15 protein-coding genes are annotated in these 14,923 nt (G+C 61.5%); 6 read left to right on the top strand and 9 right to left on the bottom strand.

Annotation, left to right across the window (positions count from 1 at the left end; genetic code table 11):
* Window positions 1-151: 151 nt before the first annotated feature.
* From QP363_RS11810 to QP363_RS11795, 4 genes are read right to left on the bottom strand one after another with little or no spacing between them, the layout of a single operon-like run.
* Window positions 152-1,273 carry an aminotransferase class I/II-fold pyridoxal phosphate-dependent enzyme gene (locus QP363_RS11810; RefSeq protein ID WP_284764666.1) on the bottom strand — a complete coding sequence of 374 codons (1,122 nt, stop codon included), beginning with the start codon at window positions 1,271-1,273 and terminating at the stop codon, window positions 152-154.
* Complete coding sequence (locus QP363_RS11805) at window positions 1,274-1,912, bottom strand: DUF3239 domain-containing protein (RefSeq protein WP_201828560.1); 639 nt, start codon at window positions 1,910-1,912, stop codon at window positions 1,274-1,276.
* 4 nt (window positions 1,913-1,916) lie between these two features.
* Window positions 1,917-3,554: a DNA repair helicase XPB gene (locus tag QP363_RS11800; protein ID WP_284764665.1), complete on the bottom strand. Its 1,638-nt coding sequence runs from the start codon at window positions 3,552-3,554 to the stop codon at window positions 1,917-1,919.
* A 37-nt stretch (window positions 3,555-3,591) separates the two neighbouring features.
* Entirely contained in the window at window positions 3,592-5,694 is a 2,103-nt protein-coding gene (locus tag QP363_RS11795; RefSeq protein ID WP_284764664.1) for a helicase-associated domain-containing protein, read from the bottom strand.
* Between the two features lie 100 nt (window positions 5,695-5,794).
* Here QP363_RS11795 and QP363_RS11790 point away from each other — a divergent pair, with 100 nt between their 5' ends.
* Window positions 5,795-5,980 carry a hypothetical protein gene (locus QP363_RS11790; RefSeq protein WP_010187772.1) on the top strand — a complete coding sequence of 62 codons (186 nt, stop codon included), beginning with the start codon at window positions 5,795-5,797 and terminating at the stop codon, window positions 5,978-5,980.
* Between the two features lie 125 nt (window positions 5,981-6,105).
* On the opposite strand, the gene QP363_RS11785 is transcribed toward QP363_RS11790, so the two are convergent.
* On the bottom strand, window positions 6,106-6,708 hold the full coding sequence (locus QP363_RS11785) for a TetR/AcrR family transcriptional regulator (protein ID WP_246819104.1): 603 nt from the start codon (window positions 6,706-6,708) through the stop codon (window positions 6,106-6,108).
* A gap of 112 nt (window positions 6,709-6,820) precedes the next feature.
* On the opposite strand from QP363_RS11785, the gene QP363_RS11780 reads away from it, so the two are divergent.
* Window positions 6,821-7,777 carry an ABC transporter permease gene (locus QP363_RS11780; protein ID WP_284764663.1) on the top strand — a complete coding sequence of 319 codons (957 nt, stop codon included), beginning with the start codon at window positions 6,821-6,823 and terminating at the stop codon, window positions 7,775-7,777.
* Window positions 7,778-7,878: 101 nt separating this feature from the next.
* Here QP363_RS11780 and QP363_RS11775 read toward each other — a convergent pair whose 3' ends face one another.
* Window positions 7,879-8,529 (bottom strand): resuscitation-promoting factor Rpf1 domain-containing protein, encoded by a 651-nt coding sequence (locus tag QP363_RS11775; protein ID WP_070523053.1) that lies wholly within the window; start codon window positions 8,527-8,529, stop codon window positions 7,879-7,881.
* A 527-nt stretch (window positions 8,530-9,056) separates the two neighbouring features.
* Between QP363_RS11775 and QP363_RS11770 the strand changes: the two genes are divergently transcribed.
* Window positions 9,057-9,437 carry a cold-shock protein gene (locus tag QP363_RS11770; protein WP_158396438.1) on the top strand — a complete coding sequence of 127 codons (381 nt, stop codon included), beginning with the start codon at window positions 9,057-9,059 and terminating at the stop codon, window positions 9,435-9,437.
* A 169-nt stretch (window positions 9,438-9,606) separates the two neighbouring features.
* Here QP363_RS11770 and QP363_RS11765 read toward each other — a convergent pair whose 3' ends face one another.
* Window positions 9,607-10,188: a DUF2771 domain-containing protein gene (locus QP363_RS11765; protein ID WP_284764662.1), complete on the bottom strand. Its 582-nt coding sequence runs from the start codon at window positions 10,186-10,188 to the stop codon at window positions 9,607-9,609.
* Between the two features lie 11 nt (window positions 10,189-10,199).
* On the bottom strand, window positions 10,200-11,048 hold the full coding sequence (locus tag QP363_RS11760) for a glutaminyl-peptide cyclotransferase (protein WP_284764661.1): 849 nt from the start codon (window positions 11,046-11,048) through the stop codon (window positions 10,200-10,202).
* A 17-nt stretch (window positions 11,049-11,065) separates the two neighbouring features.
* Between QP363_RS11760 and QP363_RS11755 the strand changes: the two genes are divergently transcribed.
* The 3 genes from QP363_RS11755 (at window position 11,066) to QP363_RS11745 (ending at window position 14,138) form a co-directional block, all read left to right on the top strand.
* Window positions 11,066-11,743 (top strand): DUF3027 domain-containing protein, encoded by a 678-nt coding sequence (locus tag QP363_RS11755; RefSeq protein ID WP_144657394.1) that lies wholly within the window; start codon window positions 11,066-11,068, stop codon window positions 11,741-11,743.
* Window positions 11,744-11,869: 126 nt separating this feature from the next.
* Window positions 11,870-13,273, top strand: coding sequence for an NCS2 family permease (locus tag QP363_RS11750; protein ID WP_070645855.1), 1,404 nt, complete (start codon window positions 11,870-11,872; stop codon window positions 13,271-13,273).
* A 43-nt stretch (window positions 13,274-13,316) separates the two neighbouring features.
* Window positions 13,317-14,138, top strand: coding sequence for an RNA methyltransferase (locus QP363_RS11745; protein WP_049154150.1), 822 nt, complete (start codon window positions 13,317-13,319; stop codon window positions 14,136-14,138).
* On the opposite strand, the gene QP363_RS11740 is transcribed toward QP363_RS11745, so the two are convergent.
* On the bottom strand, window positions 14,090-14,920 hold the full coding sequence (locus tag QP363_RS11740) for a hypothetical protein (RefSeq protein WP_070447329.1): 831 nt from the start codon (window positions 14,918-14,920) through the stop codon (window positions 14,090-14,092). The two genes, QP363_RS11745 and QP363_RS11740, sit on opposite strands and share 49 nt — an antisense overlap.
* Between the last annotated feature and the right edge of the window lie 3 nt (window positions 14,921-14,923).

Raw genomic sequence — 14,923 nt, 5'->3', positions numbered from 1 at the left:
TGACTCACAATGAACATCCTCTCTTACGGACACAAGATCCGTACAAATAGGGTGTCCACTAAACGAGGGTAACCTCACCACCGCTACAGCGGGCCGAGGGTAACTCTACAAGGACAAAGGAAAGACTCTACGTTTAACGCAGGGAGGATGATCATGCAGTGAGGCGGCAGACTGCCTCCCGGATGACCTCAGGGCGCTTGCAGAAAGCAAAGCGCACCTTGTACTTCCACGGCTCGGGATTGTCCGTGAAGGCGGCCAGCGGGATGGCAGCCACGCCCTTCGTTTCGGGCAGCTGCATGCAGAAATCAATGCCGCTTAAACCGGTAGAGGAGACATCGGCAACCACATAGTAAGTGCCGCCGGTGTCATGTACATGGAATCCCAGCTGCTTGAGACCTTCCACTAGGATGCTGCGGCACTCTGCAAGTTCAGCCACCATGCCGTCTAGCCATTCTTGTTCATAACGCAGGGCATGGGCCACGGCCGGCTGGAAGGGCGTGGTGGAGACGAAGGTGGTGAATTGCTTGGCTTTGATGACGCCGTCGAGAAGCTTAGGATCCGCAATGGCCCAACCGGTCTTCCACCCGGTGCAGTTGAAGGATTTGGCGGCAGATGACACGGTGACGGTGCGGGAGGCCATCCCCGGCAGGGAAGCGATGCTGACGTGGTCGGTGCCGAAGGTGAGGTTTTCATAGACCTCATCGGCGAGAACCAGCAGGTCCCTTTCCACGCAGAGTTTGGCGAGCTCGGTGAGTGCTTCGCGGGAAAAGACCGAGCCGGTCGGGTTGTGCGGGGTGTTGATGATGACCATGGCGGTTTTATCGGTTACGGCGGCACGCACCGCATCGACGTCGATATCCCAGCTATTGCCGGATTCCTTCAAGGGGACGGGGATGCGGGTGGCGTCGGCAAGCGCGATGGCAGCGGCATAGGCATCGTAGTAGGGCTCGAGGACGATGACCTCGTGGCCGGGCTCCACGAGGCCCAGCACCGTGGCTGTGATGGCTTCGGTAGCGCCCGCGGTGACCACGACGTGATCCTGCGGTACGGAGTAGGTCTCCGCGATGGCGCTGACAAGGTCCGGAACCCCGCGCAGGGGAGCGTATTGGTTGTTGCCGCCGGCGATGTTCTCCTGGGCAATCTCCAGCATACGCTGTGGGCCGTCGCTATCGGGGAAACCCTGGCCTAGGTTCACCGCGTCATTCTCCACGGCGAGAGCGGTCATGGTGGCGAAGATGGTTTCGCCAAATTCTTGTAGTCTCTCAACAGTCATTTAGAGCACCAGTAGATCGTATTTCGTAGCTTTTACATCGGTTAGACGCTTGCGGGCGCGCTCAAGGCGCTGCCACTGATCTTCCGGAATGGACTTGCGGGCAATCGTCACGGTCTCCGCATCTGGGGTGCCCCAGGCAATCGGCATGGGGGTGATCTGCTGCCAATGTTCCTTGTCGTCGCTGCTGCGCTGGCCGGAGACCGCGGCCACCGGAACCTTGGTTCCCACGGTGCGCTTAATGCCCGGGATATTGGTGACCGTGCGCAGGCAGGCGCCCCAGCGCGGCGGAGCCTTCGGGTCCACGTTGGTATTCACCAGCGCCATGAGGACCATGTCGCGCTCGTTGACCTCTGCGACGACGGCGGGGGCTAACGGATAGGAATCATAGAGTTTCTGAGCCGAGCCGACCTTGCTTGAGGCCAAGACGCCGATGACGGCGCAAAAGATTCCGAAGAGCACCATGCCCAGCGCTAGCGTGATGCGCCAGACGGCCTCCATGCCGAAGTAGACGGCAATGCCGCCGATGATAAATAAGAGGCCCATGATGAGTCCGGAGTTGCGCAGGCGCGCGGAATCACGCAGGAGCTCATTGTTCTTCTTGGCAAAGTCTTCGTTGACTTCAAACTTGAAAATCTTCATCAGCTCACAAGTCTACTTCGTCCACCAGCCGGTAGGCATAACCTTGCTCGGCCAAAAAGCGCTGGCGGTGCATGGCATATTCCGCATCGATGGATTCGCGCGCCACCAGAGTGTAGAAGGTAGCCTCCTGCCCCTCCTTCTTCGGGCGCAGCAGGCGGCCCAAGCGTTGGGCTTCTTCCTGCCGGGAGCCGAAGGTACCGGAGACCTGGATGGCCAAGGCAGCCTCGGGAAGGTCGATGGAGAAGTTCGCCACCTTGGATACCACCAGGGTGAGAAGCTCGCCCTCGCGGAATTGTTGGAAGAGTTTTTCGCGCTTGGCGGTGGAGGTCTTGCCGTCGATAACCGGCGCGTCTAGGTGCTCACCGAGCTCCTCCAGCTGGTCCACGTAAGCGCCGATGATCAGCGCCTGCTGACCTTCATGTTTCTTCAGCAGCTTGTCGACGGCCCGCAGCTTCGCGCTTGCCGACGCCGCAATCCGGTAGCGCTCCCGCGCTTGTGCGGTGGCATAGAGTAGGCGCTCCTCCTGCGTCATGTCTACGCGCACCTCGACGCAGTCCGCGGTAGCGATATAGCCGGCGGATTCCAGCTCCTTCCATGGCGCGTCATAGCGTTTGGGCCCGATGAGCGAAAAGACATCGCCCTCGCCGCCGTCTTCGCGGATGAGGGTGGCGGTCAGCCCCAAGCGGCGGCGCGATTGCAGGTCGGAGGTCATGCGGAAGACCGGGGCAGGCAGAAGGTGGACTTCGTCGTAGATAATAAGTCCCCAGTCATGGGAATCGAAGAGTTCGAGTGCCCGGTATTCGCCCTTGGTCTTGCGGGTGACCACTTGGTAGGTGGCGATGGTGATGGGCTTGATCTCTTTCTTCTCACCCGAGTATTCACCAATTTCCTCCGGGGTGAGGCTGGTGCGGCGCAGTAGTTCATCGCGCCATTGGCGCCCGGCCACGGTGTTGGTCACCAGGATGAGCGTGGTGGCCTGTGCTTTGGCCATGGCGGCAGCACCCACGATGGTTTTGCCCGCGCCACAGGGCAGGACCACGATGCCGGAGCCACCAGACCAGAAAGAATCGGCGGCATACTGCTGATAATCGCGTAAGCTCCAGTCCACCTCCTCCGTGCTCAGTGCGATGGGGTGGGATTCGCCATCGACGTAGCCGGCGCGGTCATCGGCGGGCCAGCTGGCCTTGAGCAGCTCCTGTTTGAGCCGCCCGCGCGCGGAAGGTGGGACGGCGATGGTGTTGTCATCAATGCGCGGGCCCAGAAGTTCGCTGACCTTCTTGGTGCGCGTGAGCTCCTCCAGGATGACAGGCTCGTCCGATTCGAGGATGAGACCGTGGGCCGGATGTGCCAGGAGGCGCACGCGGCCGTAGCGCGACATGGTCTCGGCGACGTCGATCAGCAGCGCCTGCGGCACCGGGAAGCGGGAGTAGTTCTCCAGAACGTCGACGACTTGCTCGGCATCGTGCCCGGCGGCGCGGGCATTCCACAGTGCCAGTGGGGTGATGCGATAGGTGTGGATGTGCTCGGGCGCGCGCTCCAGCTCAGCAAAAGGTGCGAGCGCTGCGCGAGCCTCGTCGGCCTGCGGGTGATCCACCTCGAGGAGGACGGTCTTGTCCGATTGGACGATGAGTGGTCCGGGCATATCTGGGGCCTTTCTACTCTGGGCGTCAGGGAAGGACTTAATCCCTGTCGGCGAAGCGGACGGAGGAAATGCGGTGAACCGGGAAGCGCACGGGTTTGCCCGCTGCGCCTAGGGCATCAATGTAGCCGCCTTCCACCGACAGTGGCTTCACAGTCACGGTGCGCAGCTCGCCGCTTTTATCGGCATAGGAGATCACGATATCGGCGTGGAAGCGCGCGGCGGCACGGGCGAGCGTGAGGGGATCTGGCTCCTCTTCCTTCTGCGCGCTCGGGTTCTGTGCTGATTGCCGCAGGGCCTGCACGGCTTCATCCACCGAGGCGGGCTCGCGCTTGCGGGGCTTTGTGCGGGGCGTGGGCAAAAGGTAAGGCTCGGGCGCGACGGCCAGGGAGGCGCCGGATTCATCCTCCGCAGTGGGGGAGAGCCCCTTAGTGCGCAGCTTCTCCAGCAGCTCGCCCACGCGCAGCTGAGATACCGCCACGGTAGGCGCGAGCAGGCGCAGGCCGGGGACTGAGGCAACTGCGAGCTCCAGCAGCGCGGGATCCTCACTGCGCAAATAGGACAGTGCAGGTCCACTGCGGAGGGTGCCATGGCGCTTGGCGACGTCCCCGATGGCAAAGCTCAACGCCTGCGGCACGCCCGACGGCGAGTGTGCTTCCAAGAAGTCGATCATTTCCTGCGCGGTGAGCCCCTGGTCCATGCCGCGGCGAATGGTGGCCTCGCTGATGCGGTATACGCTGGCTAGGCCTGGGGATTCGAGGTCCGCCAGGGATGCGAGGGTGCGGTGCGTGGCCGGCTCAAGGGGGCCGGGCACGAGGACGGTGAGGTCCTGCTGGATGATGAATTCGCTGACGGTATTGGGGACGAGGCTGGCGGCCGCGGCGGACTCAGCCAGCACGCGGGTGGCCTTGCCCAGCGCAATGGCGCCGATCCATTCGGCTTCGGCGCGTAGCTGCTCAATGGTCAGCGTGCGCGTGTGGCTGGCAAAGAGTGGGGAGCGAAACCGCAGGTCCTCCCAAAACTCTTCGGTGTTCAGTGCGACTGCGGAGTGAGCGTAGACGCCGAGGACGAAGCTACGGAAGCGCGGGAGGCGGCGCACAAAGCTGTCGTCTGCGAGCACCCGAGTATCGCTCCACGTGGCCCAGGGGGAGGTACGCCAGGCGTCGAGAAGAATGCGCCACTTCTCCCCAAGGTCGGCCTCGAGCCAGTCCTGTGAGCCGGTGGTGGGGGCGAGGAAATGCCCTTCCAGGCCATCCGGCTCGCCGCGGTGGAGAAGCCGGGCGTGGTGGCCCAAGCAGATGAGCCGCGCGACCTCCTCCTTCTCCAGATCTAGGTCCTTCGCCAACTGGTTGAGGGGGCGAACACCGACCGAGGAATCCTTCAGTAGTGCTACCGGATGGCTTCCGAGCAACTCGATGAGCCTCTCCATGCCGCGCACGGCCTCGAGGCCAGCTGCGGCACCGGCGTCGTCCGCCTTGGCATCCGGCTCCGGGGTGCCGGCGCGCCCCGAGGGAGTGGTGGGAATGGGCGGGGTGGTATCGCCAGCCAGCAGGCGGGCAAGCGAGTGCGGCAGGCGCACCGAGTGTGCGTTGATGCGCTCTAGAAAACCTCTGGCCAGCAGGCGCTTGGCGGGATCCTCGGAGTTGATATCCGGCTCTGTGTCGGTGGTATAGCCCATGCCGTCGCTAGCGCTTAAGGCATCGAGGACTCGGCGCTCTTCGGGAGCAAGTGTGACTAAGTCCTTTTCATCGAACTCGACTTGGTTGCGCAGCGACCAGCCGGTGGGAAGCGAGCCCATGACGGCGGTGACGATGCGCACCTGTGGGGCGTCACCAAAGACGAGACCGCGCTCCTTGAGCTGCTTCGTGATTGTGGGGTTGGTGTCCTCCACCATGTCGACCTCGCCGCCGCGGTGGGCGATGTCCTCCAAGACAGCTAGTTGCTCGGCGTTGCTCGCTGCCAAGGCATCCGCGACGTGCATCGGAAGTGTCAGGCGGGAAGCCAGCGCGTCGAAGTCCTTCGGTGCGGGGGAGAGGACATCGCTGCGGTTACTCAGTAGGGCGCGCAGGTCCTCGTCGGGTAAGCGGCTGAGCCATTCGCGGTAGCTCTCGGTGACGCGGGCGCGGTTGGAGGGGGTGGTCATAATGGCGATCAAGCTTAGTAGTTAGTAGGCGGGGGAGGTATGGGGCCCTCGTTAAGTGAATAAGTTACTTTTTGCCGCGGGGTTTGGAATAATAAGAAGCATGTCGAATGAGAACAAAGGCTTCGTATCCCCGGCTTGGCCGAAGAACAGCCCCCGCGAGCACGCTATTACTGAACTTACTGCACCTTTTGCTGGTGCTTCCAGCCCGTACGGTGACGACCTGATTTTGCCGATGCCGGCAGAAAAGCTCAACTACGTTCACCCGTACACCCGCATCAACCGCTAAGTAGGCGCGCAGAAATCTGCGCTTCACTGAGCAGATGTGCCGAGCCTTGGCGGCTCGCTTTCAGCCCCTCCGAGAATGTTCTCCTCGGTGGGGCTATACGTGTTTGTAATGTACTTGCGCCTCAACTAGTTGGCACGGGCTTGGGCTTTAAGGCCGTCGAGCAGCGTATCGATGAGCTGGGCTTGTATACCTGATAGGTAGTCGGCGCTCACTGGTGTTCTGGGCAGCGGGCGGGTGATGAGACCGATGCCGATGTGAAGTTCGAGCGGGGTGAGGGACTCGGGGCAGAGACCTGCTTGTCGCGCGGGTTCGATAATCGGTTGGTAGATCGACTTCAGTTCAGCTTTGCGCTGGGCAGCGATCTCCTGCACGTCATCGTCTGAGAATGAGGCAGTATTCACCTCGGCTGCCGCTGCTTGAACAACCGCGGCGAAGTTAAGGCTGGCGATCCGATGAATAATATCGCGCCAGGTGCCTTCGGGATCCTCGTCGAAACCTTGTAGGTGGCTGTCCACCTCTTCTTTGATGTGTGCTACCTCCGCGCTGGTGATGGCAACGATGAGGGAGAGCCGCTCGGGGAAGTGGCGTGAGACCGTGGCGACGCCCACGCCAGCTTTCTTGGCGATTGAGCGCATGGATACGCCCGGTCCCTCGGTGATGAGCAGCTGCCTGGCTGCTGCGACGATGGCTTGCTTGTTTTCTGCTGCATCTTGTCTCACGGCTTGCATCATATCAAACGGAACACTATGCTCCACTTTGTAAGTGAAACATCCTGTTCCGTTTGGAGGCTATGTAATGTCAGCGGTGAAAAGTCGGGAAAGAAAGCAGCCATCGGTTGCTGTGAAATCGATAGCTGCCATCGTGGGGATCCCCATCGTTATCGGTCTCATGCTGTGGGCATTCTTGGCGCCCACCTTTGCATCCGGGCCAGCCGGAGTGCCGATTGCGGTCTCTGTACCGGAGCCCATGCTCGATGGCATCTCGCAGAAGATTGAGAGCGCGGCTGGGGATGAGGCCCCGGAGATCGTCGTGAAGCACGGCGAGGCGGAGGTGCGAGACGCGGTGCTACAGCGTGAGGCTGTTGGCGGCCTCGCTATCTCTCCTCAGGGCGCGAATGCTTTCACGGCCGCGGGAAATGGTGCTCCCTACGTTGCGATGGTTGACGGTCTTGCGAGCCAGCTCGAGGCTCAGGGGATGACCGTGGAGAAGCGGGAGCTGGCACCGACGACGAAGGAGGACCCGCAGGCAAGCGGCATTGCATTGCTTGGCCTTCCGCTAGCTTTTGGTGGCATTATTTCCGCTGTCATTGCCACCTTTGCATTCCGTGGTAAGAAGTGGATCAAGATGGGAGTGCTCGTTGGTATCGCGCTGGTGGGTGCGCTTATTGCTACGTGGATGCTGCACTCGGTTTATGGAACCCTCGGTGGCAGCTTCGCTGCCGAGTGGATGGCCATCGCAGCGGGTATCCTTGCGACTTCTGCGGTAACCGCCGGCCTCGCGGGAGTGATGGGGGCCGCGGGCATCGGAATCGGTGCTGTGGCGACCATCTTCCTGGCGAACCCGCTGTCGGGTCTGGCGACGGGACCATGGCTGCTTCCTGCCGGGTGCTCGACGCTGGGGCAGTGGATGCCCATCGGCGCGACGGGCCACTTGCTCCGTTCACTGTCCTTCTTTGATGGCAATGGTGCCGTCCATGCGTGGTGGGCACTGGGGCTGTGGATCGTTGTCGGTCTAGTGTTGCTGGCCTTCGATAGGTCGCGCGCTAAGGAAGACGTTGCCGTTGAGGAAAAGGTTTAAGCAAAACCAAAAGAGACTGGATGGAGGACACCATCCAGTCTCTTTTTATGTAGTTAGAGTTTTGCCTCGATGTGCCGTGCTTGCACGGCGCTGCGCGCTGCTTAGCGTGCAGCCAGAACCTGTGCCAGCGGGTCGATGACGTGGCGGTTGGCGGAGTAGAAGGCGTTGAAGTCGTGGCGGTTTGCCTTGTACTGCTCGGTGAAGGATGCCGGGATCGTCAGGCCGTACTGGGTGGCGGTGTCCTGGATGAGGGAGTAGAGGGCGTCGGAAGCCAGCTCATCGGTGGGCTCCTCAGCGGCCTCCTGAACGGCCTGCGGGGCGTCAGCCGGAGCCTCCGGAGCGGTCTTCTCCTCGGCCGGGGCTGCGGCTGCGCTTGCATCACGCGGGGTCGGGGCGGAGTTCAGGCCCAGGCTTGCGGAGCAAGCCGGCCATGCGCCCCAACCCTGCTGTGCCAGGGTGCGCTCAGCAACAACGATCTGCTGCTCGCGGGTTGCCAGGTTAGCGGTCGGAGCGAACTCGCCGCCGCCGTAGGCCTGCCAGGTCTGAGCGTTGAACTGCAGGCCGCCGTGGTAACCGTTGCCGGTGTTGATGGCCCAGTTGCCGCCGGACTCGCACTGCGCGAGGCGGTCCCAATCGGAATCCGGTGCAGCGGCGGCGTTCGGAGCCATGATGGCTGCGGCGGCGCCCACGGCAACGGTGGAGGCAGCAAACTTGGTTGCGATGGACTTGTTCTTAGCGGAGTGGCGTCCCATTAAAGTATTCCTTCTCTAGGTTGTTCTTGCTTTCTCGCGCCCAGATGATGCCCAGTCCGGCATGTAGTTTTGCAATTGATGTTCATGTTCATGCACATCATGTATGGCCGCCGTGTGGAAGCCCGGACTGTGTCTGGGGCGAGACTTCCACGGCCGGCGGCCGAAGTGCCTGTGGGAAAGAGTAGCGGTTTATAACGAAACAGTCACGTTAAATGCTCTAAAACGGTAACGAAAGTATCGATTCTCTTATGTTTCCCCTGTTCGCGCCGCGAATGTTAGCTATATCACATATGTAACGGGTGTGGTTGCTGGGGTGATATCTAGCGTGGGGTTTTCTGATGGGGTGGACCAGGGTTAAGCTATATCTCTTTATAAGTTCCACGGATAGTTTCTCCGCGCGGCCGCTTGAATTCTGATCACGCTTCGCCGCGCTTCCTCGTTCCAGAATTCCGGAGCCTATAGGTCTGATACTTGGTAGCGCCTAAGCTTTGAAAGAGGAGAGACGGAAAGAAAGTGAGTGAAGAACCATGCCTATCGGCAAAGTGAAGTGGTATGACGCTGACAAGGGCTTCGGCTTTGTCAGCAACCCCGGCGATGAAGACGTCTACGTTGGCCGCAATGTGCTGCCCAAGGGCGTTGATGAGCTGTTCCCAGGCCAGCGCATCGACTTTGACTTCGCTGCTGGCCGCCGCGGCCCGCAGGCGCTGCGCGTGAAGGTGCTGGATGCTCCGCGCCGACGCACCCCGGCCCGCAAGCCGGAAGAGTTGTCGAGCATGCTTTCCGACGTCATGACGCTGCTCGAAACCCAGGTGCAACCTGTGCTGAGCCAGGGGCGCTACCCAGAGCGCAAGACCGGCCGTCAGGTGGCTGAGATTCTGCGCGCTATTGCCAAGGACTTGGATAGCTAAGCGCCTAGAGGCTTAGGTCTAAACCTACAAAAGGGTCTAAACCCTTATTGCCAAAAGTGCCCTAGTTGCCAAAAGTTGGGCTGATTTTTCAATGATCAGTCCGAAGTTTGGCAACTAGGGCACTTTCTCGTTTGTGCAGGCGCGTGGGGCAGCGCGCGCCGCAGCGCTGCTACTTCTCAGCTGGAGCTTCGCCCGTGGCCTTGGACTCCTTGAGCTCCTCATCCGTCATGGTGGACAGGGACCACACCGTGTGCATTGGGGTCTCTTCGCCGTTGGCATCGCGGCCAATCATGAGCGTGGAAATCTCCACCACCTTTAGCTGGGGGCGCTCGCCGGTGGAGGCCTCAATCGGCGGCACGGAGCCGGGGATCTCCAGCGAGGTGGTTTCGTTGGCGCCGTGAGCGGTGCTGTCATTGGCGGCCGGGTCATCGTAAATCGAAAGCACCGACCACTCATGGTTGGAGATGGCCTCGGGGATCTCCAATTTCAAGGTGTCATCGGGACCCACCGTCAGGTTAGGTACGTCGCCTTCTTCGCAGTCGGTGCCGGGCTCGCAGACGATATAGGGCGCGACCTCCAGTGTCTCATCACCTACCGTGGCAGTGATGGTGACGTCTTTCGGGTCGGGACCCGGGCGGTCATTCCACCACTTTTGGAACATCACCACCGCCACGACGATGACTGCCACAGCGATGATGAGCGCCAGAAACTGCAGCAGCGATTTCTTCCTTGCTTGCTTCACGGTAGCCATGGCTGAAAATCCTACTCGAAGCGCACCCGGTACAGCTCATTCCATAGCTTGCCGGTGATCCAGAACTCGTCTGTGCTCGGGATATGGGCAATGCCGTTGAGGACCGCGTTGGGATCTGCAGAGGGAACGTGGTTGAGGTTCGCGGTATCAATGACCGCAGTGACCACGCCAGATTCCGGGTCGATGTGCAGGATATCCTCGCTCATCCAGACATTGGCATAGACTGCGCCATCGACGCACTCAAGTTCATTGAGGTTGTCCACGGGGGAGCCGTCGAGGGTGACCTCGGTGCGTGGGGCGAGCTCCTCGAAGGTCTTCGGATCGAGGTGGCGCAGCTCGGCGGAGCCGTCGGACATGATGAGCTCGGAACCCGCGTTGCACAGGCCCCAGCCCTCGCCGTCGTAGGTGGCACGGTCGAGCTCGTTGAAGGTCTCGGGATCTCGCAGGAAAGCTGTACCGGATTTCCACGTTAGCTGCCAGATGCCGGCGTCGGTCTGAGTGATGCCCTCGCCGAAGAATGAACTCTCGAGTGTGGTTTCTTCCGACGGGGTGTGCGTCCCCGGCGTGAGGCGCAGTAATCGAGACTTGCCGTTCAGCCCAGTGCCTACCAGAAGGTTGCCAGCGGGGTCGACCTCCAAGCCTTGGGTGAAGGTATCGGGAGGCAGGGGTGCGGTGTCGAGAACAGTGACGCCGAGGTGCTCTGGGGAGCTCGCGCTTGGCGACGTCCCACCCGCCGTAGACGAAGAAACATCCTCGTGTGCGGCTTGAGAAGAGCATGACGTTAAGGGTGCGAGCAGTGTGGCAGCGGAGAGGACGGTAGCAAACGCGCGGAGGGCGCGGTCGGTGTGGAGGAGAGGCATGACTGTCATTGTGCACTATGGCGCGGTACGTGATTAATAATGGGAGAGTGACTCGCAAGAAAAAGATGCATTCCCCGCTTCTCGATTCGACCGCCGTCAACCTGGCGCGCCGAGCTGTGGAGGAGGTGGGTGAGGGGGACGTCGGCAAGCACCGTGGCGTTGCCGGAGTGGGCCGCAACGTGGCCACCCATCGTTTTGATGCGCACGTACCGGGCTATCCGGGGTGGGAATGGCACGCCGTCGTTGCCTGCGCGGAAGGCTCGCGCACCCCGACCGTCAATGAGGTCGCGCTTGTACCGGGCGGCCAGGCCCTTCAAGCGCCGGAGTGGGTTCCTTATTCCGAGCGCCTGCGCCCAGGCGACCTTGGTCCTGGCGACCTCATGCCGCCCGCTCCCGATGACGACAGGCTGGACGAAGGGAAGCTCTCTCAGGTTGGCCTCACGGAGGCCAAAGAGCGCTGGCGCAAGAAGTACGGGCCGAATTCGGATATGGCATCCCAGGCCCAGTTACAGTGCAAAACCTGCGCTTTCTATCTCGAGCTGCTGCCTAATTATGGCGTCTGTGCCAATGAATACTCCGCGGATGGAAAAGTGGTGCACGCCACCTACGGGTGCGGCGCGCATTCCGGCACCACCGTCCGTGAGGAGGGATCGAAGCAGGAGAGGCCCTTCGATGATGAGAGACCTATCTATTAAAGAGTGAGGTTTCCTTCCCGCGCGCAGCAGCAATGCGGCGTGCGGGTTTTGCGTTTTAGGGCCTCGATGGAGCACCCTTAGCAGGTAAAACTTCATTTCTCTAGATAGAAGGGGCGCTCTCTCACGATGAACGCAGCTATCGATCGCTATTTCAAGATTTCCGAACGCGGATCCACCGTGGGAACCGAGGTCCGCGCCGGCGTGGTCTCGTTCTTTGCGATGGCCTACATAATCCTCCTCAACCCTCTCATCCTGGGTACCTCTGCCGACTCGGCCGGAACCACCCTGGGCATCCCGCAGGTTGCTGCCGCTACCGCGCTGGTGGCCGGTGTTATGACCATTGCCTTCGGCATGATTGCGCGCTACCCGTTCGCCATGGCCGCGGGCCTGGGCATGAACACCTTTGTGGCCGTGACCATGGTTTCCCTCAACGGCTTGGAATGGCGCGAGGCCATGGGCCTCGTCGTCATTGAAGGCCTCATCATTGTTCTGCTGGCCATCTCCGGTTTCCGCCAGGCGGTCTTCGACGCCATCCCCGCCTCCATGAAGGCCGCGATGGGCGTGGGTATCGGCATGTTCATCGCGCTCATCGGTTTCGTGGACGGCCACTTCGTCACCCGCGTTCCGGATGCTGCAATGACCACTGTTCCGGTGAGCCTGGGAGTCAACGGCTCGATCGCTACGTGGCCGGCCTTCGTCTTCGTCGTGGGCCTGGTTCTGTGCAGCTTCTTCGTCATCCGCCAGGTTCGTGGCGGACTGTTCATCGGTATCGTCATTACCACCATCATCGCCATGATCATCCAGGCACTGACTGGTTCCGAGGACTGGGGCATGGCCACCCCGGAGGTACCTAGCTCCCTGGGCGGTCTGCCGGACCTGTCGATTGTGGGCCAGGTGGATCCGATTAGCGCCTTCACCAAGCTGGGTGTGGTCTCCACCGTCTTGCTCATTTTCACCCTGCTGCTCACCAACTTCTTCGATGCCATGGGCACCATGAACGGCTTGGGCAAGCAGGCCAACCTTGTGGACGAGAAGGGCAACCTTCCGGAGATGAAGACGGCCCTGGTGGTGGAAGGCTTTGGTGCCGTTGCTGGTGGTGCCGGTTCGGTGTCCTCCAACACCGTGTTCGCGGACTCAGCGGCTGGTATCGGTGACGGTGCCCGCACCGGCCTGGCTAACGTTGTCACCGGTATCATCTTCCTGCTGGCGATGTTCCTCACCCCGCTCTACGAGATTGTGCCCATTGAGGCCGCAGCCCCCGTACTCGTTATCGTCGGTGTGATGATGGCAGCCCAGCTCAAGGACATCGAGTGGAACCGCATGGAGGAGGCCATCCCGGCCTTCCTCACCATCGTGGTTATGCCGTTCACCTACTCCATCGCCAACGGTATTGGCGTGGGCTTCATCGCTTATGCACTGATGGCGACCTTCGCCGGGAAGGCTAAGAAGGTGCATTGGATCATGTGGCTCGTGGCTGCTCTCTTCGTGGTCTACTTCGCTATGGATCCCATTAGCTCGCTGTTGGGATAGCCCGCCTGGGATGAACGCTTGGCCCGGCGCTTAGACTAGGGCCATGCGTTTTGTCATTGATGACCCCACAGACCCTCGCCTGGACGATATCCGCGATCTCAAGCATGCGGATAAGTCCGGCGAGGGTTTCGTCTTTGGTGAGGGCCCACTGTGCGTGGAGCGCCTGCTCGCCTCTCGCTTCCCGGTGCGCTGCATCATTGGTTTTGAGGGGAAGTTGGATACGTTCCTGGAACACCACGATGTTGGCGATATCCCCGTTTACCAAGTAACCCGCCAGACTCTGGGGGAAGTAACAGGCTTTGATATGCACCGTGGGCTGGTTGCCGCAGCCGACCGCGCGGAAGCCTGGACCGTGGACGAGGTCGTTGAGGGCGCGCGCACCCTGGCCATCATGGAAGGCGTAGGCGACCACGAAAATATCGGATCGCTCTTCCGCAACGCTGCAGGCATGGATGTCGATGGCATCCTCTTAGGCTCTGGTGCGGCGGATCCGCTCTACCGCCGCTCGGTGCGTGTGTCCATGGGGCACGTTCTGCGCTTGCCCTGGGCGCGCTTCGACGGTGGTTTTACCACCTGGCAGCGGGGTCTAGAGCAGCTGCGTGAAAAGGGCTTCCGGCTGGTGTCGCTGACCCCTCATCCAGACGCGGTGCATATTGCCGATGCCCTAGCAGGCGCAGACAAGGTGGCTCTGCTGGTTGGTGCGGAGGGGCCGGGTCTGACTGAGCATGCCATGCGCGCTACCGACGTGCGCGCCCGCATTCCTATGGCGGAGGGCACGGATTCCCTTAATGTGGCGACGTCGGCAGCCATCGCCTTCTACGAGCGCCAGCGCTCCCAGAGGCTCCGCGAGGTCGACACCGCATAGCGGCGCACCAGCCCGCCTAAGTGCTTGGCGGTACGGATGATCTCTTCACCAGTGGATTCCGGTTCGAGGTCGTGCTCCTCGTAGTCGTCATAATCGTTAAGTCCCAGCTTCGCTACCGAGGTAGTGGCCACCTCGGCTACGCTTCGGCGGGGTGGGGGAGTATCGACCTTGGGCTCAGGGCGGCCGTCGGTGGCGTAGCCCACGACGTCCACGTCCGGCCCGTCTTCGCCCACCTCAATGCCCAGCCAGAATTCCTGGGCCGCCTCGGTGATGGTGAGTGGCTCGAAGGGCAGGGAGATACCACCCGCAGGCTCATCCATCTCCCCGGCCCAGAAAGGGGCCTCGAAGGTTTCAGGCAGGCCATGATCCTCGTAGAGGTTAAAGCGCGTTCCGCACAGGGAGCGCCGCAAGCGGCTGCCCGTCCAGTGCGCAAACCCGGCGTAGCCGGTCTCCGCATTGGAAGCAAAAGCGTAAATTTCCGTGGCGGGCACGGCCTCGCGCAGGGTGCGGGAGAGTTGCGAGAGAATCAGCTGATCATCGTGGATGATGGTCTGCACGACGGTCACACCCGGATAGCCACCCACATAGAACTCGCTCGCGCCGGGCTCGGCGGAACGGTTGAGGGGGAATTGACCGATGGGCGTGACGGGTAGAGAGGGATTGAGTTGAGCAAGGAACTTGCGGCCGAAGCCGCGGTCGGCCTTGGGCTCGCCGCGAAGAACTTCGGCGGGATCGGCGGCGGTGACGTACCAGAGAGTGAGAACGGCGCTTTGGGTATCCACGGC

This window comes from Corynebacterium sp. UMB6689, assembly GCF_030215295.1.
GTDB lineage: Bacteria > Actinomycetota > Actinomycetes > Mycobacteriales > Mycobacteriaceae > Corynebacterium > Corynebacterium aurimucosum.
The sequence above is the reverse complement of the archived record's forward strand: the minus strand, read 5'-3'. Positions and strand labels throughout refer to the sequence as shown.